This is a genomic window from Trinickia sp., assembly GCF_051953955.1.
Lineage (GTDB): Bacteria > Pseudomonadota > Gammaproteobacteria > Burkholderiales > Burkholderiaceae > Trinickia.
Window position 1 is genome coordinate 77995 of sequence record NZ_JBQCIF010000002.1, and the last position, 18099, is coordinate 96093.

Consider the following 18099-nt stretch of genomic DNA (forward strand, 5'->3'; position numbering starts at 1 on the left):
ATTGGCTCGCGGCGCCGGCCGCCCGTGTTCAATGCCGATGCCTGAGCCTGTCCCAAAGCCGATGGTCGCCGACGCGGTGCAGCCACCGTGCTCGCTGGTGCTGGCGGTGCAAGTGCGAGACCACGATGATGACCACGGCAATCAACAGAATGATGCCGACCACGACGTCTGCAATCGATTCGGCCATGACGCTCTCCTTGCAAGCCACCTGCCTGACAAAAATTCTAGGAGATTTCACGACGTGCGCGCGGATCGAGCGGTATTTGGACGCTGCAGACGTGCAGCGCTACGTTCGGCGATATGACCCGTAATACGGGGTGCCTTTAAATTGCGCTCCTTGCTGTCGTATTACAGCGCGCATTACACCTTTTACGCGCGGACACAACTCCTCATCGAACATGGAGTAGAGAATGCTCCTCTAAAGGAGCAAGAGGAGGAGCGTCATGAAAAGGACTTTCGTTGTACTAATGGCTTGTCTCGGCACCGTGGCCTTGACGGGCTCGCTGACCGGATGCGTGGTGGCGCCGGCGCAGCCGGCCTATGGCTACGATTACGGCTACGCGCCGGGCTACTACGAGTCCTATCCGGCCTACGCGGAGCCGTCGGTGGGTATCGGGATCGGCTTCGGCGGCGGCGGATGGCACGACCGCGACGATTGGCATGGCCGAGGCGGCGGGCATGGGCGCGGCGGCTGGCACGATCGCCACTGAACGCGCGAACGTGAACGCGAACGCGGACGATTTCGGCCCTACATCAACACGATGTCGTATTGCTCCTGGCTCAGGTTCGACTCGACCTGCAGCGAGACGGGCTTGCCGATGAAATCGATGAGCATCGCCAAGTGCTGCGATTCCTCGTCGAGAAACAGATCGATGACTTCCTGCGACGCTACCACGCGGAACTCGCGCGGATTGAACTGCCGCGATTCGCGCAGGATTTCGCGCAGCACGTCGTAGCAGACCGTGCGCGCCGTCTTGACTTGCCCCTTGCCCTGGCATACCGGGCAAGGTTCGCACAGGACGTGCGCGAGCGATTCGCGCGTGCGCTTGCGCGTCATCTCGACGAGGCCCAGTTGCGAGAAGCCGTTCACCGTAGAGCGCGTGCGGTCGCGCGCGAGCGCCTTCTTCAACTCGCCGAGCACCGCATCGCGATGCTCGGCGTTTTCCATGTCGATGAAATCGATGATGATGATGCCGCCCAAATTGCGCAGCCGCAGCTGGCGCGCGATCGTATGCGCCGCTTCGAGATTGGTCTTGAAGATCGTATCGTCGAAGTTGCGCGCGCCGACGTAGCCGCCCGTGTTGACGTCGATCGTCGTCATCGCTTCGGTCTGGTCGATCATCAAATAGCCGCCCGATTTCAAATCGACGCGGCGTGAGAGCGCACGCTGGATCTCCGTCTCGATGTTATAGAGATCGAACAGCGGCCGCTCGCCCGTGTAGTGATGCAGCTTCGAACTGACGGCCGGCGTGAACTCCGCCGCGAATTCCGCCAGCATTTGATGGGTTTCGCGCGAATCGACTTGGATGCGCGACGTCTCGTCCGTGACGAAGTCGCGCAGCACGCGCTGCGCCAAGTTCAAATCCTGATAGAGCAGGCTCGTGGGCGGCAGACGCTGCGCTTGCGCGACGACCGTTGCCCACGTCTTGCGCAGATAGGCGACGTCGCTCGCAAGCTCCTCGCTCGTCGCATCCTCCGCGATCGTGCGCACGATGTAGCCGCCTTTCTCGTCGGCCGGCAACACCGCGGTCAAGCGTGCGCGGATGGCTTCGCGCTCGGCTTCGCTCTCGATCTTCTGCGAAATCCCGATGTGCGGCTCCTGCGGCAGATAGACGAGCGTGCGGCCCGCAATGCTGATCTGCGTCGACAGCCGTGCGCCTTTCGTGCCGATCGGGTCCTTGATGACTTGCACCGTCAACGTCTGGCCTTCGAACACGATCTTCTCGATCGGCTGCTGCGGGCTCGCATGCTCGCCCGCCAAGCGCGGATGCCAGATATCGGCGACATGCAGGAACGCGGCACGCTCGAGGCCGATGTCGATGAAGGCCGATTGCATGCCCGGCAGCACGCGCACGACCTTGCCGAGATAGACGTTGCCGACGCGCCCGCGCGAGAGCGTGCGCTCGACGTGCAGCTCTTGCACCGCGCCTTGCTGGATCAGCGCGACTCGCGTTTCTTGCGGCGTGACATTGATCAGGATTTCTTCGTTCATGTCGGATGTCGGCGGCTGCTTTAGAAGTCCACGCGCGCTTGACGCAGCAGCGCGGCTGTCTCAAATAGGGGCAGACCCATGATACCCGAATAGGATCCGTCGATTCGCTCGATGAACTCGGCCGCGCGGCCTTGGATGCCGTAAGCGCCTGCTTTGCCGAGCGGCTCGCCGGTCATCGCATAGCGCGTCAGCGCGGCAAGCGGCGCTTGAGCGAAACGGACGGTGGAGCAAGAAAGCGCGGGGGGCAGGAGCGCACCGCCGGCATCGATGACGGCCACCGCCGTGAGCACTTCGTGCTCGCGTCCCGCGAGCCGCGCCAGCATCTGCACGGCATGCTCGACGTCGCCCGGCTTGCCGAGGATCGCGTCGTCGATGGTCACGGTCGTATCGGCGACGAGGATCGGCGCCGGCGCATGGCCGCCGGCCGCGAGCCGCGCACGCGCCGCCTCGGCTTTTGCGACACAGACGCGCTGCACGTAAGCATGGGCCGATTCGCCGACGAGTTCGGCTTCGAGCCCTTCGGCGTCTTCATCGGGTCGCGGCAGCAGCAGCTCGACGCTGACGCCTAGTTGCGCGAGCAATTCGCGCCGGCGCGGGCTTTGCGATGCAAGGTAGATGAACGGGTAGGGCGATACGCGGGTACTCGGCTGCGGCATGTGTTCGTTCTCGTTATCGGCGAGGGCGCCCGATCGCGAGAGACGGACGCCGCATCAGACGCGGTGATAGGGGTGATTCTGCGTGATGCTCCACGCGCGGTAAAGCTGTTCCGCCAGCAGCACGCGCACCATGCCATGCGGCAGCGTCAGGCTCGACACGCGCAAAAGCAACTCGGCACGTTGTTTGATCTCGGGATCGAGGCCGTCTGCCCCGCCGATCACGAACGCAACATCGCGACCATCGCGCTGCCACTCGGGCAGCGCGGCGGCCAGTTGCATCGTCGTCCAATCCCGCCCGCGCTCGTCGAGCGCGACGACGCGCGCCGCTTTCGGCAACGCGGCCTCGATGCGTTGGCGCTCCGCCGCCATCACGCTTTGTGCCGAACGTCCGCCCGTTCTCGGTTCGGGCTTGATCTCGCGCAGCTCGATGCGTAATTCGGGCGGCATTCGCTTCGTGTACTCGTCGAAGCCCGCCGAGATCCAATCGGGCATTTTATGGCCGACGGCCAGGATATGGAGTTTCATGCTCGAGCAAGCACGCAGCACGCGCACCCGTAAGCCTCCATTGGAGGAAGCTCACGCTTGCGGCAGCTTGCGTGGCGATACGGTTACTTGGCGCTCGTCTTGCGCGCGGGGCTTTTGCGAGCCGGAGCACGACGTGCGGGTGCGGCAGCCGGTGCGCTGTCCGCTTCTTCATCGTCCTCGTCTTCCTCCGCTTCGCTTGCGCGCGCGAGCCCGAACGGGCTCGTGGCGGACAGCTTCACGCGCACAGGCTTGTCGCCCCAGATTTCCTCGAGGTTGTAGTACTGGCGCAGCGCCGGCTGCAAGATGTGGACCACGGCATCGCCGCAGTCGACGAGCACCCATTCACCGATGTCCTCGCCTTCGGTGCTGACGATCTCGCCGCCCGCTTCCTTCACTTTTTCCCGGACGCTCGAGGCGAGCGCCTTCGTCTGGCGGTTCGAGTTGCCGCTCGCGACGACGACGCGGTCGAACAGTTCCGTCAGATGGCTCGTGTTGAAGACTCGAATGTCTTGCGCCTTGACGTCTTCGAGACCGTCTACGATCGCGCGCTGCAGTTTGCGGATATCCATGGTTATGGGTGGTACAGGTGATGTTGAAGAATATAGTCCCAGACGGCCTCGGGGATAGGTTCGGACGTAGGCGTGCCTGCGGCGCCTAGCGCCCCCGCTTTGCCGCCCCGTTCGAGCCTCGCCTTCACGTGGGCTCGGATGTCGGTGGCGGAGACGTCGAGCGCGAGCGTATCGTCGACGAGCCAATGCCCGGCGCTCGTGCAGCGCAGCGTCGCGGCGTCGGCCCGCCGTGGGCCGAGCTCGCCGGCCAATGCCGGCGAGAGGCTCGACAAGTCGAAGCCGGGCCGCGTGGCGGCACACACGTGCGCGAATTCGAATAGCCGTCGCCAGTCGCGCCACGTATCGAGCCGCAAAAGCTGATCCGCGCCGATCAGCAGGGCAAGCGAAACGTTCGGGCCCTCTTTGGCGCGCCAGCGGGCGAGCGTTTCGGCCGTGTAGGTAGGCCCGACGTGCTCGATTTCGTCGGTGGCCACCGTGACCGCGATGCTGGGCAACGCAAGCGAAGCCGCCGCCGCGCGCGTCATCGCCAAGCGATGGTGCGCCGCGGATACCCCCGATTTCTGGTACGGCTGGCCGGCCGGCAACAGCACGAGTTCCGTCAGTTGGAGCGACTCGGCGAACCGGCGCGCCAGCGCGAGGTGCCCGTTGTGAATCGGATCGAAGGTGCCGCCGAGCAGGCCGATCCGGCGCGGCAGCATCGGCCGTCCGCTGGTCATCAAACCCAATCCCGCGGCTTTAAGAAGTCGCTGTAGAGCCGCGCCTCCTGTGAGCCGGGTTCGGGCTGCCAGTCGTAGCGCCAGTTCGCGCCGGGTGGCATCGACAGCAGAATCGACTCCGTCCGCCCGCCGCTTTGCAGCCCGAACAGTGTGCCACGGTCGTAGACGAGGTTGAATTCGACATAGCGCCCGCGCCGGTACCCCTGGAACGCGCGTTCTCGCTCTCCATATGGGGTCGCATGACGCTTTTCTAGCAACGGCACATACGCGTTCACGAAGGCGTCGCCGACGCTGCGCATCATCGCGAAGGAGCGCTCGAAGCCCAGTTCGTCGAAATCGTCGAAGAAGATGCCGCCGATGCCGCGCGTTTCGTTGCGGTGTTTGAGGAAGAAGTAATCGTCGCACCAGCGCTTGAAGCGCGGGTAGAGCTCCGCCCCGAACGGAGCCAGCGCGTCGTGGCAGACCCGATGAAAATGCACGGCGTCTTCCTCGAAGCCGTAGTAGGGCGTCAGGTCCATGCCGCCCCCGAACCAGAAGACGGGCGCCTCGCCCTCCTTGGTGGCTGCCAGCATCCGCACGTTCATGTGTGCGGTGGGGCAGTAGGGATTACGCGGGTGCATGACGAGCGAGACCCCCATCGCTTCGAAGCCGCGCCCCGCCAAATGGGGCCGAAGCGCCGTGGCCGACGGCGGCAGCTTGTCGCCGGCCACGTCCGAGAATCCGACGCCGCCGCGTTCGATCAGCGCCCCTTCCTCGAGGATGCGCGTGACGCCGCCCCCGCGCAGGCGTTCGCCGGCCGGACGCTGCCAGGCATCCACGCCGAACGGCGTGCCGTCGAGCGCCCCGAGCGCGTCGGCAATTCGCGTTTGCAGCCCTTGCAGGTAGCTGCGCACAAGAGAGACGTCGTAAGGAGTGTCGGACATGATAGGACGCTATGGACGTGCGCAAAAGTGACGGCGAAGGGTGAACAACGCGTGCCTGCTAGAGCCCGGCGTCAGTGCTTGCGGTTCAGGGCACGATAACCGATGTCGCGGCGATATTGCATGCCGTCGAACGAGATCTGGTTGATCGCTTCATAGGCCGCCGATTGCGCGCCGCGCACCGAATCGGCCAAGCCCACGACGCACAGCACCCGCCCGCCCGCCGTCACGAGCTTGCCGCCCGCGATCGTCGTGCCGGCATGGAACGTGACTGCATTCTCGGTTTCGGCGGGGATGCCGCTGATGAGATCGCCCTTGCGCGGTGCCTCGGGGTAGTTGTGCGCGGCGAGCACGACGCCGAGCGCCGTGCGGCGGTCCCACGTGAGTTCGACCGTATCGAGCGTGCCTGCGATGGCGCTTTCGATCACTCTCGAGAAGTCGCCCTTCAAGCGGGCCATGATCGGCTGCGTTTCGGGATCGCCCATGCGGCAGTTGAATTCGAGCGTCTTCGGATTGCCCTCGGCGTCGATCATGAGCCCCGCATAGAGGAAGCCCGTGTAGCGGATGCCTTCCTTTTCCATGCCGCGCACGGTCGGCAGGATGATTTCGCGCATCACGCGCGCGTGCAACTGCGGCGTGACGATCGGGGCCGGCGAGTACGCGCCCATGCCGCCCGTGTTCGGACCTTGGTCGCCGTCGAGCAGGCGCTTGTGATCTTGGCTCGAGGCGAGCGGCAGGACGTGCTTGCCGTCGACCATGACGATGAAGCTCGCTTCCTCGCCGGTCAGAAATTCCTCGATGACGACACGCGCCCCGGCATCGCCGAGCTTGTTGTCGGCGAGCATCATGTCGATGGCCGCATGCGCCTCGTCGAGCGTGGCGGCGACGACCACGCCTTTGCCCGCCGCAAGGCCGTCGGCCTTAATGACGATCGGCGCGCCCTTGCGATCGACGTAGGCGTGTGCGAGCGCGGCATCGGAAAACGTTTCGTATTCGGCCGTCGGAATCGCGTGGCGCTTCATGAACGCCTTCGCGAAATCCTTCGAGCTTTCGAGCTGAGCGGCTTCCTTGGTGGGCCCGAACACTTTGAGGCCGCGCTGGCGGAAGACGTTGACGATGCCCGCGGCGAGCGGCGCTTCGGGACCGACGACGGTGAGCGCGATTTGCTCTTGTTCCGCGAAATCGGCGAGCGCGTCGAGATCGGTGATGGCGACGTTGCGCAGGCGCTCGTCGCTCGCCGTGCCGCCGTTGCCGGGCGCCACGTAGACGAGCTGCACTCGCGGCGATTGCGCGAGCTTCCAGGCGAGCGCGTGTTCGCGACCGCCGGAACCGACGACGAGTAGTTTCATATGATGTTCCCCGAAGACCTAAAAGAGGGCGGCCGGCGCAATGAGCCCGGCCGCGATGTCTTTGCGCGGCACTCGTGCCCGCTGCGCTTCATTCACGCGGAAAGCGGGCACGGCGTGCGGCATCCCTTACTCGTCCGCGATCGACGCGTTCGTGTAGACCTCTTGCACGTCGTCGAGATTTTCGAGCGCGTCGAGGAGCTTTTGCATCTTCACGGCATCGTCGCCCGTGAACTCGACTTCCGTCTGCGGCTTCATCGTCACTTCGGCGAGCTCGGCCTTGAAGCCGGCCGCCTCGAGCGCTTGCTTGACCTTCGCGAAATCGTTCGGGCCGCAGAGCACCTCGATGCTCTCGTCGTCGTTCGTGACGACGTCGTTCGCGCCGGCTTCGAGCGCCGCTTCCATCAGCTTGTCCTCGGGCGTGCCCGGGGCGAACAGAAATTGGCCGACGTGATCGAACAGGAACGACACCGAGCCGTCCGTGCCCATGTTGCCACCGAACTTCGAGAATGCGTGGCGCACTTCCGCGACGGTGCGCGTGCGGTTGTCGGTCATCGTGTCGACGATGACGGCCGCGCCGCCGATGCCGTAGCCTTCGTAGCGGATTTCCTCGTAGTTCGCGCCGTCGACGCCGCCCACGCCACGCTGGATCGCGCGGTTGACGTTGTCCTTCGGCATGTTGGCGTCGTAAGCCTTTTCGACGGCCAGACGCAGGCGCGGATTCGAATCGATCTCGCCGCCGCCCATGCGGGCCGCGACTTGGATTTCCTTGATGAGACGCGTCCAGACCTTGCCGCGCTTGGCATCAGCGGCGGCTTTCTTGTGCTTGATGTTGGCCCATTTCGAGTGACCAGCCATACCTTTCTCCGTGGCGCGCGCCGTTCCGGCACACGCATAATGCGTTTTCGTCGATTGCGAATCGTATGAGCCGCGCGTGTCCCGCCGGGCTCGGTTCAGGTGTCGGGCGGCGTGTCGCGCGTTTCTCGTGAATGCGGGCCGCGATGCGAGTGAAGCAGGCCGTCCGAAGAGCAGACGGCGATTTTACCATGCCGGACTCGCGCGCGAGGCGCGGCCTGGGCGCGCAGGGCGCCGGGAAAGGCAGGAGCGGACCCGGCGCCGCGCGGGGCGCTCAAGCGGGAACCGGGGTGCCCGGCGTAGCGTTCTCGTTCGTCCCGCCGAGCAGGACGCCGAACGCGTCCGGCGTGAGCGGCTCGCCGAGCAAATAGCCTTGCAGTTGGTCGCACCGCAACGCCTCGAGCTTTTCGCGCTGCGACACCGTTTCCACGCCCTCGGCCACGACGTTCATGCCGAGCGAATGCGCGAGCTTGATGATTGCCGAGACGATCGCCGTCCCTTCGTCATCGTTGGCATCGAGCCCATCGACGAAGAATCGGTCGATTTTCAGTTGCCGCACGCGGAAGCGCTGCAGGTAGGCGAGGCTCGAATAGCCCGTGCCGAAATCGTCGATCGCGACTTCGAAGCCGCTCATTTGAAACGCGTGCACCGTGTCCGCCATGCGCCGCACATCGTGCATGGCCGCCGTTTCCGTGATTTCGAACATGATCCGCTCGGGGCCGACCCGCTCGGCGCGGACGATCTCTTGGATCGTCGCGAGCAGATCGGCCTGCGCGAGTTGGCGCGGCGACAGGTTGATCGCCACCTTCGTCGATTTCAGGCCCGCCGCCTGCCAGCGCCGGATCTGCCGGCACGCCTCGCGCACGACCCAATACCCGATCGGCACGATTTCCCCGCTGCGCTCGGCGGTCGAGATGAATTCCGCTGGAGAAATCAGCCCGAGCGTCGGGTGATTGAGCCGCAGCAACGCTTCGGCACCGGCCAGCGCGCCGTCGCGCCCATAGAACTTCGGCTGGAAGCGCAGCGAGAAGTAGTTTTTGTCGAGCGCTTCGTGCAGCGCCTGCTGAATCTGCAACGTGCGCGTCGCCGCCTCATTCATGTCCGATTCGAAGAACCGGCATGTACCCCGGCCTGCGCGTTTGGCCGCGTACATCGCCGCGTCGGCGTTCTTCAGCAGCGTTTCGACGGTGTCGCCGTCGCGCGGGAAGAGGGCGACGCCGATGCTCGGTGCGACCTGAAGCGGCCGTGCGTCGACCCAGATCGATTCGCGCATGCGGTCGAGCACCTTTTGCGCCACGCGCAGACCGTCCTCGGGCAAGCCGACATGGCGCACGAGGACGACGAACTCGTCGCCGCCCAAGCGCGCCACCGTGTCGCCCGCGCTCACGCAATCGAGCAGGCGTTGCGCGAACGCTTTGAGCACGTGATCGCCGACCGTGTGGCCGAGCGAGTCGTTGATCGTCTTGAAACCGTCGATATCCATGAACAGAATCGCGAACAATCCCGTGCCGTGCCTGCCGAGCTCGATTGCGCGCTCCATGTGCTCGGTGAGGGTGCGGCGGTTCGGCAATTCGGTCAGCGAGTCGAACGTCGCCATGTGCACGATGCGGCTATTGAGCTGCGAGACGGATTGCGCGAGAGCGGCCGTGCGCGCATCGAACCGCGAGAGCATCAGCGTGACGATCAGGATCGCGAACGTGAAGATCGAAATCGTCGTGCCGAGCCAGCGCAGGTCGACGCCGCTCGCCGCGCCGCAAATCGCCCCGGGCAGGTAGTTGGCGGCCGCATCGGCCGTGTAGTGCATGCCCGTGATGGCCAATCCCATGACGAGCGCGGCGGCCATGCGCTTGCGCTGGATGTGTTGCTGATGCTCGGCGCGCAGTTTTTGTGCGATGAAAAGCGCCGCTCCGGAGGCCGCGATGGCGATGACGATCGACGCGGCCACGAGCCGCGGATCGTATTGGATCGGCGGCTCCATCCGCATGGCGGCATCGCCGGTGTAATGCATGCCGCAGATGCCGAGGCCCATGAGGATGGCCGCGCAAATCAGGCGCATCGGGCTCAACGCGGGCTGCGCGATCACGCGTAGCGCGAAGTACGACACGCCGATCGCGATCAGCAGCGAGCAGGTCGTGATCCAGAAATCGTAGCCGACCGGGATCGGCAGCCTGAAGGCGAGCACGCCGATGAAATGCATGGACCAGATGCCGACGCCCATGGCGCCGGCGCCGCCGGCCAGCCAAGCGTGCAGCTGCCGGCGGTTCGGCAGCGAAGCGATGCGCCCGGACAGGTCGAGCGCGGTGAACGAGGCCAGCGTCGCGACGACGAGCGAGAGCGCGACGAGCCAAAGGTTATAGGTGCCGTGCATGGCGGTCTTGCAATGACGAGAGGAGAGGGTTCTCACGTCGTTTAACGGCACGCCGGGCGTTTTCTGATGCGAGACAAACCCGAATAGGGGTCGCGCGATGTGGAGCGGCCGGCATGGGGCGGGCGGCATCGGCGCCGCTTCGGGGGCGCGCTGCAATCCGCGGCGCGCTAGGACTCGATTCTCCGGTCTAGTTTCTAGTTTTTCGTGCCGAACAGCCTGTCGCCGGCATCGCCGAGCCCAGGCACGATATATGCGTGCTCGTTCAGATGCGAATCGAGCGACGCGACGTAGAGCTTCACGTCGGGATGCGCATTCTGAAACACTTGGACCCCTTCGGGCGCGGCGACGAGCGCGACGAACGAGATTTGTGCGCCCGTCACGCCACGGCGCTTGAGCACGTCGACCGCATGCACGGCCGAGTAACCCGTGGCCACCATCGGATCGCAGAGGATGAACGTACGGTCTTCCAGATCGGGCAGCCGCACCAAATATTCGACCGGGCGATGATCGGCGTCGCGATAGACCCCGATGTGTCCGACGCGCGCGGACGGAATGAGCTCGAGCAAGCCGTCGGACATGCCGACTCCCGCGCGCAGCACCGGTACGATCGCGAGCTTGCGGCCCGCGATGACCGGGGCGTCGACTTCGACGAGCGGAGTTTCGACGCGGCGCGTCGTGATCGGCAGGTCGCGTGTGATCTCGTAACCCATCAACAGCGTGATCTCGCGCAGCAACTCCCGGAACGTGCGCGTCGACGTGTCCTTGTCGCGCATGTGCGTGAGCTTGTGCTGGATCAGCGGATGATCGAGGATGAAGAGGTTCGGGAAGCGGCTGTCTTGTTTCATGGGGAGCGCGTGCGGCGGCTGGGTATGTTCGCGCAAGTTTACCGAAAGAACCGTGTGCGCCGAATTTTCGTTGCCGAATTTCCGTTGTTTTCTTGGCAGCGAACGCACGGATTCGATCCGTATCGCGCGGCCGCGGCTCCGCGAGCGTCGGCAACTCGGCGGCTCGCTTCGGCGCGGTTGCGGCGATTCTTCTACAATCGCCCCCATTGCCCATCCTCATCGGACTCGATCAAGCATGGACCTAGGAATCGCAGGACGCACCGCGCTCGTTTGCGCGGCCAGCAAGGGGCTCGGCCGGGGCTGCGCGCAGGCGCTCGCCGCCGAGGGCGTCGAGCTCGTCATCGTTGCGCGCACGCTCTCGACGCTCGAGGCGACCGCCGCCGACATTCGCGCGAAGACGGGCGTTTCGGTGCGCACCGTCGCGTGCGACATCACGACGCCCGAGGGCCGGGCAGCGGCGCTCGCTGCCTGCCCGGCGCCCGACATCCTGGTCAACAATGCCGGCGGGCCGCCGCCCGGCGATTTTCGCCAGTTCACGCACGACGACTGGATTCGCGCGCTGGAAGCGAACATGCTCACGCCGATCGCGCTGCTGCAGGCGACGATCGACGGCATGATCGCGCGCGGTTTCGGCCGCATCGTCAACATCACGAGCTCGGCCGTGAAGGCGCCGATCGACGTGCTCGGGCTGTCGAACGGCGCGCGCTCGGGGCTGACGGGCTTCGTCGCGGGCGTCGCGCGCAAGGTCGCGCACCACAACGTGACGATCAACAATCTGCTGCCGGGCCTGTTCGACACCGATCGCATCGCCGCCACGCTCGACGCGCAGGCGCAAGCGAGAGGAATCAGCGTCGAGGAGGCGCGGCGCCAGCGCGCGACCAGCATCCCCGCGCAGCGGCTCGGGCAGCCGGACGAGTTCGGGCGGGCCTGCGCGTTCTTGTGTAGCATGCACGCCGGCTACATTACGGGCCAAAACTGGCTCATCGACGGCGGCGCCTATCCCGGCACGTTCTGAGTCCCGGCCACCCGGCTTCCCGATCGGATGCGATCGCTTTTTGACTTGGCTTTAACTTGGCTTGAATGCGAAGGAGCTGTGCCATGACCCCCTGCGTCGCATTGATTGCGCACGACCATAAGAAAGACGATATCGTCGCCCTTTCCGGCGAGTACGCGCGGACGCTGCGTCACTGCAAGCTCATCGCGACGGGAACGACGGGCGGGCGCATCGCCGATACGCACGGGCTGACCGTCGAGCGCATGCTCTCGGGTCCGTATGGCGGCGATTTGCAGATCGGGGCGCTTCTCGCCGAAGGCAAAATCGATCTCGTCATCTTCCTGCGCGACCCGATGACGCCGCAGCCGCACGAACCGGACATCAACGCGCTCGTGCGCGCCTGCGACGTGCACGACGTGCCTTGCGCGACGAACCTCGCGACGGCGCGCATGCTGCTCGACACGCTCGCGGCGCGCACCGCGGCTGCTTGACGAGGCGCGCCTCGTCGGAATGGCGGGAATGGTCGAAGCAGTCTCTGGCAACTGTAACGATGAACGCGGCGGCACGACGCTCGGCCGCCTGAACCGAACGACTCGAGCTTCGCGCTCGGCAAGGAGAACGGCATGGTGAAAGCGATTCGAATCGAGAAGACGGGCGGTCCCGAAGTGATGCGGTGGGTCGACGTCGACGTGGGCGCACCGGGCGCCGGTGAAGTGCGCATCAAGCAGGAAGCGGTCGGGCTCAATTACATCGACGTCTACTTCCGCACGGGACACTATCCGTTGCCGCTGCCTGCCGGCCTCGGCATGGAAGCGGCCGGCGTGGTGACGGAGGTCGGCGCGGGCGTCACGCGCTTTGCGGCCGGCGATCGCGTCGCCTATGTGGCGCGGCCGCCCGGTGCTTATGCGAGCGAGCGCGTGCTGCCGGCCGATGCGCTCGTGAAGCTGCCCGACGCGATCAGCTTCGACGATGCGGCTTCCGCGATGCTGCAAGGGCTGACCGCGCAGTACCTGCTGCGCCGCACGTTCCGCGTCGAACCGGGGCAGACGATCCTCATTCATGCCGCGGCGGGCGGCGTGGGCCTTTTCGTTTGCCAATGGGCCAAGGCGCTCGGCGCGACGGTGATCGGCACCGTCGGCTCCGATGAAAAAGCCGAGCTCGCGAAGGCGCACGGCTGCGATCACCCTATCGTCTATACGCGCGAGAACTTCACGGACCGCGTGAGGGAGATCACGAACGGCGAGGGCGTGCCCGTCGTCTACGATTCGATCGGCAAAGACACCTACAAAGGATCGCTCGATTGCTTGGCGCCGCTCGGTTATTTCGTCAGCTTCGGCAGCGCCTCGGGGGCGTTGCCGCCGATCGAGGCCGCCGAGTTTTCGAATCGTGGATCGCTCTTTTTCACACGGCCGACGCTGTTCAGCTACATGGCCAAGCGAGAATGGCTCGATGCGATGGCTGCGGAGCTCTTCGACGTCATCGCATCGGGCAAGGTCAAGACTAACGTGTGCCAGCGCTACGCGCTAAAGGACGTCGCCGAGGCCCACCGGGCGCTCGAAGGCCGCAAGACGACGGGCTCGACCGTTTTGATTCCGTAAGGCGCGCCGTAAGGCTCGCGGGTCCCGCCGCCTCTTTGGGATTTGCGCGTCGCCCGGTTCGCTGGCGCGCACCCCGCGCCGCCGGGCGGCCGCCGCCCTGTCTATAATGGGATATCGGCGCACTGTGGCATCCGCGCGGCATGCGGCAACGATGGCGCTCGGGCAGCCAGGCGCCATCAAGGTGGCGGGGGAGGGGCAATGATCGACGCACTTTCGCTCGGCGCGGGTCTTTCATGGGCCAGCGGCTTGCGTCTTTATCTGACCGTCTTCCTGGTCGGCGTGTTCGCGAGGCTCGGCATCGTGCACCTGCCCGAGACGCTCTCCACGCTTTCATCCGCGTGGGTCATCGGCGCGGCGGGCGTGCTGGCCGTCGTCGAATTCCTGGCCGATCGCATTCCCGCCTTCGACTCGCTTTGGGATGCCATCCACACGTTCATTCGCATTCCGGCGGGCGCATTGTTGGCCGTCGGTTCGCTCGGCCATGCCGATCCGGCGCTCCTGACGGTCGCGGCGCTCGTGGGCGGCGCGTTGGCCGGTTCCGCGCACCTGACGAAGGCCGGCACGCGCGCGCTCATCAATTTGTCGCCCGAGCCGTTTTCGAACTGGATCGCCTCCTCGACGGAGGACATCCTCGTCTGCGTGGGTCTCGCGCTTGCGCTTTTCGTGCCGCTCGTCTTTCTCGTTCTGATGGCCGCTTTCGTCGCGTTCGCGGCCTGGGCGCTGCCGCGTCTCTGGCGCGGCGTGCAGGGCGGCTTCCGGGCAATGGCGGCGCACATGGTGTCGCGCCTCGGCTCGATAGGGGGCAAGCGGGATTGAACGAAGCGCCGCCCGTCGTCAAGCCTAGCGCGCCGCTGGGCCGGTTCGAGCTTGTACGGCAAGCCGCGCGCATGACCGCGCGGGACTGGCGCGCGGGCGAGTTGACGATGCTCGTCATCGCGCTCGTGCTGGCCGTGGCGGCGCTCTCGAGTGTCGGCTTTCTGGCCGATCGCCTCCAGCGAGGGCTCGAGCGCGACGCACGCCGCATGATCGCGGCCGATTTCGTCGTGCGTGCCGATCATCCCGTCGATCCGACGTTCTCGAGCGAGGCGCGCACCTTGGGCTTGCGCACGGCGACGACGGCAATTTTTCCGACGATGGTGGCGCGCGTAGACTCAGGGAGCGCGGGCGATGCGGCGCTGTCGAATGCGCGGCTGGCAGCCGTCAAAGCGGTGTCCCCGGATTACCCGCTGCGCGGCGCCCTGCGGATCGCGCCGGGCGCCGACGCGCCCGATCATCGCGCGGACGGGATTCCCCCGAAAGGCAGCGTTTGGGTCGATGCGCAACTGCTCGAGACGCTGCATGCGAAGGTCGGCGACACCGTCGAGCTCGGCAATCGCCGCTTCACGATCGGTGCCGTCATCACGCGCGAGCTCGATCGCGGTTTCGCATTCGTCAATTTTTCCCCGCGTGTCATGATGCGCGCCGACGAGCTGCCTTCGACCGGGCTTCTCGGCTACGGCAGCCGCGTGACGTATCGTTTGCTCGTCGCCGGGGACGACGCAGCCGTCGCGCGCTTTGCCGCGTTCGCGCATGCGCGCGTCGACGATGGCCGGCTGCGTGGCGTCGCGCTCGAATCGGTGAAGGACGGCCAACCCCAGGTGCGCGAGACGCTCGAGCGCGCGGGGCACTTTCTGCGGCTCGTCGCGCTGCTGACAGCGTTGCTCGCGGCGGTCGCCATCGCCATGGCTGCTCATCGCTATACGCGGCGCCATCTGGACGGTTGCGCCGTCATGCGCTGCCTCGGTTCGAGCAAGCTCGAGCTGCGCACGCTCGTCACGCTCGAATTCGCGTTCGTCGGCTTGACGGGTGGGGTGCTCGGCGCCGCACTCGGCTATCTAGGGCATTTCGCGCTGCTCGCGTGGCTAGGCAGCTTGATTTCCGTGGCGCTGCCCCAGCCGAGCCCGCTGCCGGCGCTCGAGGGCGTGGGTGCCGCTCTCGTGCTGCTGTTCGGCTTCGCCTTGCCGCCGCTGCTGCCGCTCACCCGCGTGCCGCCGCTGCGCGTATTGCGCCGCGAGTGGGCTGGCGAAGCGAGAGCGGCTTGGTGGGCCTATGCCGTCGGCATCGCGCTGTTCGGCGCGCTGCTCGTGCTCGCGGCCGGCGAGCTCAAGCTCGGCGCGATCGTCGCGGGCGGGTTCGCGCTAGGGCTCGTCGTGTTTGCCGCGACGGCGCGCGCGGCGCTTTGGCTATGCGCGCGGGTGGCGCGCAGCGACGGGGGACGGCGCGTGGCGGGCGGCGTCGGCTGGCGCTACGCATGGGCGTCGCTCGAGCGGCGCGGCTGGGTCAGCGCGCTTCAGATCACCGCGCTCGCGATCGGCCTCATGTGCCTGCTGCTGATCGCGCTGACGCGCAACGATCTCGTGCAAGGCTGGCGTAAATCGACGCCGCCCGATGCGCCCAACGAGTTTCTGATCGACATTCAGCCCGGCGAGCGGCAGGCCGTCATCGACTATCTGAGCGCGCACGGCATCACGAACGTGGTGCTCGAGCCGATGGTGCGTGCCCGGCTCGTCGCGATCGACGGCAAACGCATCGCGCCCGACACGTACAAGAATGCCGATGCGCGCCGCCTCGTCGACCGCGAATTCAATCTGTCGTATCGGCGTGAACTGCCCGAAGACAATCGCATCACGGCGGGCCAGTGGTTCGGCAATGCGACGCGGCCCGAGATTTCGATCGAGGCGGGGCTGGCCAAGCTCATCGGCGTCAAGGTCGGCGACGTCATGCGCTTCGAAGTGACGGGCATCCCGATCGAGGCGCCGATCACGAGCGTGCGCACGCTCGATTGGGGCACCTTCAAAGTCAACTTCTTCGTGCTGATGCCGCCCGCCGCGCTTCAGGGATTGCCGACGCGGTTCATCACGAGCTTTTATCTGCCGCCCGCGCAGCGGCCGGTGCTCGACGGCTTGGTTGCCGCGCACCCGAATGTGACGGCGATCGATATCGCACCGATCCTTGCGCAGGTGGAGCACGTGGTCGAGCAGGTGGTCGGGGCGGTGCAGTTCCTGTTCGGCTTCACGCTCGCGGCCGGCTTGCTCGTGCTGTATTCGGCACTTGCCGGCACGCGCGACGAGCGCGTGCGAGAATCGGCACTGTTGCGTGCACTGGGCGCATCGCACGGCCAAGTGCGCTCGGTGCATGCGGCCGAGTTTGCCGTCGTCGGCGCGCTGGCGGGCTCGATGGCAGCCATCGGCGCACAGGCCCTCGCGCTCGTGCTGGCAACGCGCGTGTTCGACTTCCATGTCGATCTCGATCCGTGGCTCGTGCCCGCGGGCATCGCCGCCGGAATCGCATGCGCGGGTGTCGGCGGCTGGCTCAGCTTGCGGCGCGTGCTGAACCGTCCGGCGGCGCAGTCGTTGCGCGATGCTTGAGGTGCGGCCATTCGCCGCGTTTTCGCGGTTCGGGCTCCGATGTGGGTGCCGCCGGAGCTTTCGGCTTGGTGTCGGCGTGGTGTCGTATCGATTTCGATTACTAGACGTATGACTGATGATTTGAACGACGGACAAGCGCAGGAGAAGCAGTCCAGCGCATTCGACCTCGTGGGCGGCGAAGCGCGCGTGCGCGAACTCGTCGACCGCTTTTACGACCTCATGGACCTCGAGCCCGAGTTCTCGGGCATCCGCGCGCTGCATCCCGCGTCGCTCGACGGCTCGCGCGACAAACTGTTCTGGTTCCTCTGCGGCTGGCTCGGCGGCCCCGATCATTACATCGAACGCTTCGGACACCCCCGACTGCGCGCGCGCCATTTGCCGTTCGCGATCGCTTCGACGGAACGCGACCAATGGGTGCGCTGCATGGCGTGGGCGATGGAGGATACGGGGCTGCCGCAAGCGCTGCGCGAGCGCCTCGTCACATCGTTCTTCGATACGGCCGATTGGATGCGCAATCGGCCGGGTTGAAGGAACGCCAGATGAATCGAATCGACGCGAATGCAGACTACGCCGCGCTCGATCCGCAAGCGCGGGCTGTGCTCGACTTCTGGTTCGGGGAGCCGGGCACGCCGGCGTTCGGCAAGCCGTCCGAGCGCTGGTTCAAGCGCGACGATGCCTTCGACGCGTCGATTCTCGCGCGCTTCGGCGAGACGCTGGCGCGCGCGCAGCGCGGCGAATGCGATGTCTGGCAGTGCACGCCGCTCGGCGCCCTTGCGCTCATCGTCGTGCTCGATCAATTTACGCGCAATACGTGCCGCGGCCGAGCCGAGGCATTTTCGTCGGATGCGCAGGCATTCGCGGTCGCGCGCCGGCTCGTCGATAGCGGTGGCCATTTGGACCTGCCGTCGACCGAGCATCGGGCATTTGCGTATCTGCCGTTCGAGCACGCGGAGTCGCGTGCCGCTCAGCGCGAATCGGTGCGGCTATTCGAGGCGTTGGCTCGTGACAGTGGCTCTGCGGGCAAGGGCAGCTATTACGATTACGCGTGTCGGCACGCCGCCGTGATCGAGCGATTCGGCCGGTTCCCG

The 18099-nt window shown here is 66.0% G+C and carries 19 protein-coding genes; 8 read left to right on the plus strand and 11 right to left on the minus strand.

Annotation, left to right across the window (positions count from 1 at the left end):
• Positions 1 to 28: 28 nt before the first annotated feature.
• Entirely contained in the window at positions 29 to 187 is a 159-nt protein-coding gene (locus tag ACTHNZ_RS00495; RefSeq protein WP_440540524.1) for a hypothetical protein, read from the minus strand.
• A 256-nt stretch (positions 188 to 443) separates the two neighbouring features.
• Here ACTHNZ_RS00495 and ACTHNZ_RS00500 point away from each other — a divergent pair, with 256 nt between their 5' ends.
• A complete protein-coding gene (locus ACTHNZ_RS00500; protein ID WP_440540525.1) occupies positions 444 to 710 on the plus strand; it encodes a hypothetical protein in 267 nt (88 codons plus the stop codon).
• 38 nt (positions 711 to 748) lie between these two features.
• Here the strand turns inward: ACTHNZ_RS00500 and rng are convergent, their stop codons facing one another.
• The 10 genes from rng to upp form a co-directional block, all read right to left on the minus strand.
• Positions 749 to 2212 carry a ribonuclease G gene (gene rng / locus ACTHNZ_RS00505; protein ID WP_440540526.1) on the minus strand — a complete coding sequence of 488 codons (1464 nt, stop codon included), beginning with the start codon at positions 2210 to 2212 and terminating at the stop codon, positions 749 to 751.
• Positions 2213 to 2232: 20 nt separating this feature from the next.
• Positions 2233 to 2868, minus strand: coding sequence for a Maf family protein (locus ACTHNZ_RS00510; RefSeq protein ID WP_440540527.1), 636 nt, complete (start codon positions 2866 to 2868; stop codon positions 2233 to 2235).
• 54 nt (positions 2869 to 2922) lie between these two features.
• Positions 2923 to 3393 carry a 23S rRNA (pseudouridine(1915)-N(3))-methyltransferase RlmH gene (gene rlmH, locus ACTHNZ_RS00515; RefSeq protein WP_440540528.1) on the minus strand — a complete coding sequence of 157 codons (471 nt, stop codon included), beginning with the start codon at positions 3391 to 3393 and terminating at the stop codon, positions 2923 to 2925.
• 83 nt (positions 3394 to 3476) lie between these two features.
• Positions 3477 to 3962: a ribosome silencing factor gene (gene rsfS, locus ACTHNZ_RS00520; RefSeq protein WP_440540529.1), complete on the minus strand. Its 486-nt coding sequence runs from the start codon at positions 3960 to 3962 to the stop codon at positions 3477 to 3479.
• A 2-nt stretch (positions 3963 to 3964) separates the two neighbouring features.
• Positions 3965 to 4678 (minus strand): nicotinate-nucleotide adenylyltransferase, encoded by a 714-nt coding sequence (locus ACTHNZ_RS00525; RefSeq protein WP_440540530.1) that lies wholly within the window; start codon positions 4676 to 4678, stop codon positions 3965 to 3967.
• The gene (gene hemF, locus ACTHNZ_RS00530) at positions 4678 to 5601 is read right to left on the minus strand and encodes an oxygen-dependent coproporphyrinogen oxidase (RefSeq protein WP_440540531.1); all 924 of its coding nucleotides are present in this window, start codon (positions 5599 to 5601) and stop codon (positions 4678 to 4680) included. The genes ACTHNZ_RS00525 and hemF overlap by 1 nt, the downstream gene beginning before the upstream one ends.
• A 71-nt stretch (positions 5602 to 5672) precedes the next feature.
• On the minus strand, positions 5673 to 6947 hold the full coding sequence (gene purD, locus ACTHNZ_RS00535) for a phosphoribosylamine--glycine ligase (protein ID WP_440540532.1): 1275 nt from the start codon (positions 6945 to 6947) through the stop codon (positions 5673 to 5675).
• 126 nt (positions 6948 to 7073) lie between these two features.
• The gene (locus ACTHNZ_RS00540) at positions 7074 to 7802 is read right to left on the minus strand and encodes a YebC/PmpR family DNA-binding transcriptional regulator (protein ID WP_440540533.1); all 729 of its coding nucleotides are present in this window, start codon (positions 7800 to 7802) and stop codon (positions 7074 to 7076) included.
• 271 nt (positions 7803 to 8073) lie between these two features.
• Positions 8074 to 10167, minus strand: a complete 2094-nt coding sequence (locus ACTHNZ_RS00545; protein WP_440540534.1) for a putative bifunctional diguanylate cyclase/phosphodiesterase — start codon at positions 10165 to 10167, stop codon at positions 8074 to 8076.
• A gap of 194 nt (positions 10168 to 10361) precedes the next feature.
• On the minus strand, positions 10362 to 11012 hold the full coding sequence (upp, locus tag ACTHNZ_RS00550) for a uracil phosphoribosyltransferase (protein ID WP_440540535.1): 651 nt from the start codon (positions 11010 to 11012) through the stop codon (positions 10362 to 10364).
• A 235-nt stretch (positions 11013 to 11247) separates the two neighbouring features.
• Between upp and ACTHNZ_RS00555 the strand changes: the two genes are divergently transcribed.
• From ACTHNZ_RS00555 to ACTHNZ_RS00585, 7 genes are all read left to right on the plus strand, one after another.
• The gene (locus ACTHNZ_RS00555) at positions 11248 to 12027 is read left to right on the plus strand and encodes an SDR family oxidoreductase (RefSeq protein ID WP_440540536.1); all 780 of its coding nucleotides are present in this window, start codon (positions 11248 to 11250) and stop codon (positions 12025 to 12027) included.
• Between the two features lie 83 nt (positions 12028 to 12110).
• On the plus strand, positions 12111 to 12497 hold the full coding sequence (locus ACTHNZ_RS00560; RefSeq protein WP_440540537.1) for a methylglyoxal synthase: 387 nt from the start codon (positions 12111 to 12113) through the stop codon (positions 12495 to 12497).
• A 132-nt stretch (positions 12498 to 12629) separates the two neighbouring features.
• Positions 12630 to 13604, plus strand: a complete 975-nt coding sequence (locus tag ACTHNZ_RS00565) for a quinone oxidoreductase family protein (RefSeq protein ID WP_440540538.1) — start codon at positions 12630 to 12632, stop codon at positions 13602 to 13604.
• A 198-nt stretch (positions 13605 to 13802) separates the two neighbouring features.
• Positions 13803 to 14420, plus strand: coding sequence for a DUF4126 domain-containing protein (locus tag ACTHNZ_RS00570; RefSeq protein ID WP_440540539.1), 618 nt, complete (start codon positions 13803 to 13805; stop codon positions 14418 to 14420).
• Positions 14421 to 14491: 71 nt separating this feature from the next.
• The gene (locus ACTHNZ_RS00575; protein ID WP_440540545.1) at positions 14492 to 17011 is read left to right on the plus strand and encodes an ABC transporter permease; all 2520 of its coding nucleotides are present in this window, start codon (positions 14492 to 14494) and stop codon (positions 17009 to 17011) included.
• Between the two features lie 108 nt (positions 17012 to 17119).
• Positions 17120 to 17539 (plus strand): group II truncated hemoglobin, encoded by a 420-nt coding sequence (locus ACTHNZ_RS00580; RefSeq protein ID WP_440540540.1) that lies wholly within the window; start codon positions 17120 to 17122, stop codon positions 17537 to 17539.
• 11 nt (positions 17540 to 17550) lie between these two features.
• Positions 17551 to 18099 (plus strand): DUF924 family protein (locus ACTHNZ_RS00585; RefSeq protein WP_440540541.1); only part of this gene is annotated, 549 nt, incomplete at its 3' end.

What these genes read in the sequence shown, in the direction of transcription:
- ACTHNZ_RS00495 (WP_440540524.1), bottom strand. Translation starts at nt 187, where the DNA reads ATGGCCGAATCGATTGCAGACGTCGTGGTCGGCATCATTCTGTTGATT.
- ACTHNZ_RS00500 (WP_440540525.1), top strand. Translation starts at nt 444, where the DNA reads ATGAAAAGGACTTTCGTTGTACTAATGGCTTGTCTCGGCACCGTGGCC.
- rng (WP_440540526.1), bottom strand. Translation starts at nt 2,212, where the DNA reads ATGAACGAAGAAATCCTGATCAATGTCACGCCGCAAGAAACGCGAGTC.
- ACTHNZ_RS00510 (WP_440540527.1), bottom strand. Translation starts at nt 2,868, where the DNA reads ATGCCGCAGCCGAGTACCCGCGTATCGCCCTACCCGTTCATCTACCTT.
- rlmH (WP_440540528.1), bottom strand. Translation starts at nt 3,393, where the DNA reads ATGAAACTCCATATCCTGGCCGTCGGCCATAAAATGCCCGATTGGATC.
- rsfS (WP_440540529.1), bottom strand. Translation starts at nt 3,962, where the DNA reads ATGGATATCCGCAAACTGCAGCGCGCGATCGTAGACGGTCTCGAAGAC.
- ACTHNZ_RS00525 (WP_440540530.1), bottom strand. Translation starts at nt 4,678, where the DNA reads ATGACCAGCGGACGGCCGATGCTGCCGCGCCGGATCGGCCTGCTCGGC.
- hemF (WP_440540531.1), bottom strand. Translation starts at nt 5,601, where the DNA reads ATGTCCGACACTCCTTACGACGTCTCTCTTGTGCGCAGCTACCTGCAA.
- purD (WP_440540532.1), bottom strand. Translation starts at nt 6,947, where the DNA reads ATGAAACTACTCGTCGTCGGTTCCGGCGGTCGCGAACACGCGCTCGCC.
- ACTHNZ_RS00540 (WP_440540533.1), bottom strand. Translation starts at nt 7,802, where the DNA reads ATGGCTGGTCACTCGAAATGGGCCAACATCAAGCACAAGAAAGCCGCC.
- ACTHNZ_RS00545 (WP_440540534.1), bottom strand. Translation starts at nt 10,167, where the DNA reads ATGCACGGCACCTATAACCTTTGGCTCGTCGCGCTCTCGCTCGTCGTC.
- upp (WP_440540535.1), bottom strand. Translation starts at nt 11,012, where the DNA reads ATGAAACAAGACAGCCGCTTCCCGAACCTCTTCATCCTCGATCATCCG.
- ACTHNZ_RS00555 (WP_440540536.1), top strand. Translation starts at nt 11,248, where the DNA reads ATGGACCTAGGAATCGCAGGACGCACCGCGCTCGTTTGCGCGGCCAGC.
- ACTHNZ_RS00560 (WP_440540537.1), top strand. Translation starts at nt 12,111, where the DNA reads ATGACCCCCTGCGTCGCATTGATTGCGCACGACCATAAGAAAGACGAT.
- ACTHNZ_RS00565 (WP_440540538.1), top strand. Translation starts at nt 12,630, where the DNA reads ATGGTGAAAGCGATTCGAATCGAGAAGACGGGCGGTCCCGAAGTGATG.
- ACTHNZ_RS00570 (WP_440540539.1), top strand. Translation starts at nt 13,803, where the DNA reads ATGATCGACGCACTTTCGCTCGGCGCGGGTCTTTCATGGGCCAGCGGC.
- ACTHNZ_RS00575 (WP_440540545.1), top strand. Translation starts at nt 14,492, where the DNA reads ATGACCGCGCGGGACTGGCGCGCGGGCGAGTTGACGATGCTCGTCATC.
- ACTHNZ_RS00580 (WP_440540540.1), top strand. Translation starts at nt 17,120, where the DNA reads ATGACTGATGATTTGAACGACGGACAAGCGCAGGAGAAGCAGTCCAGC.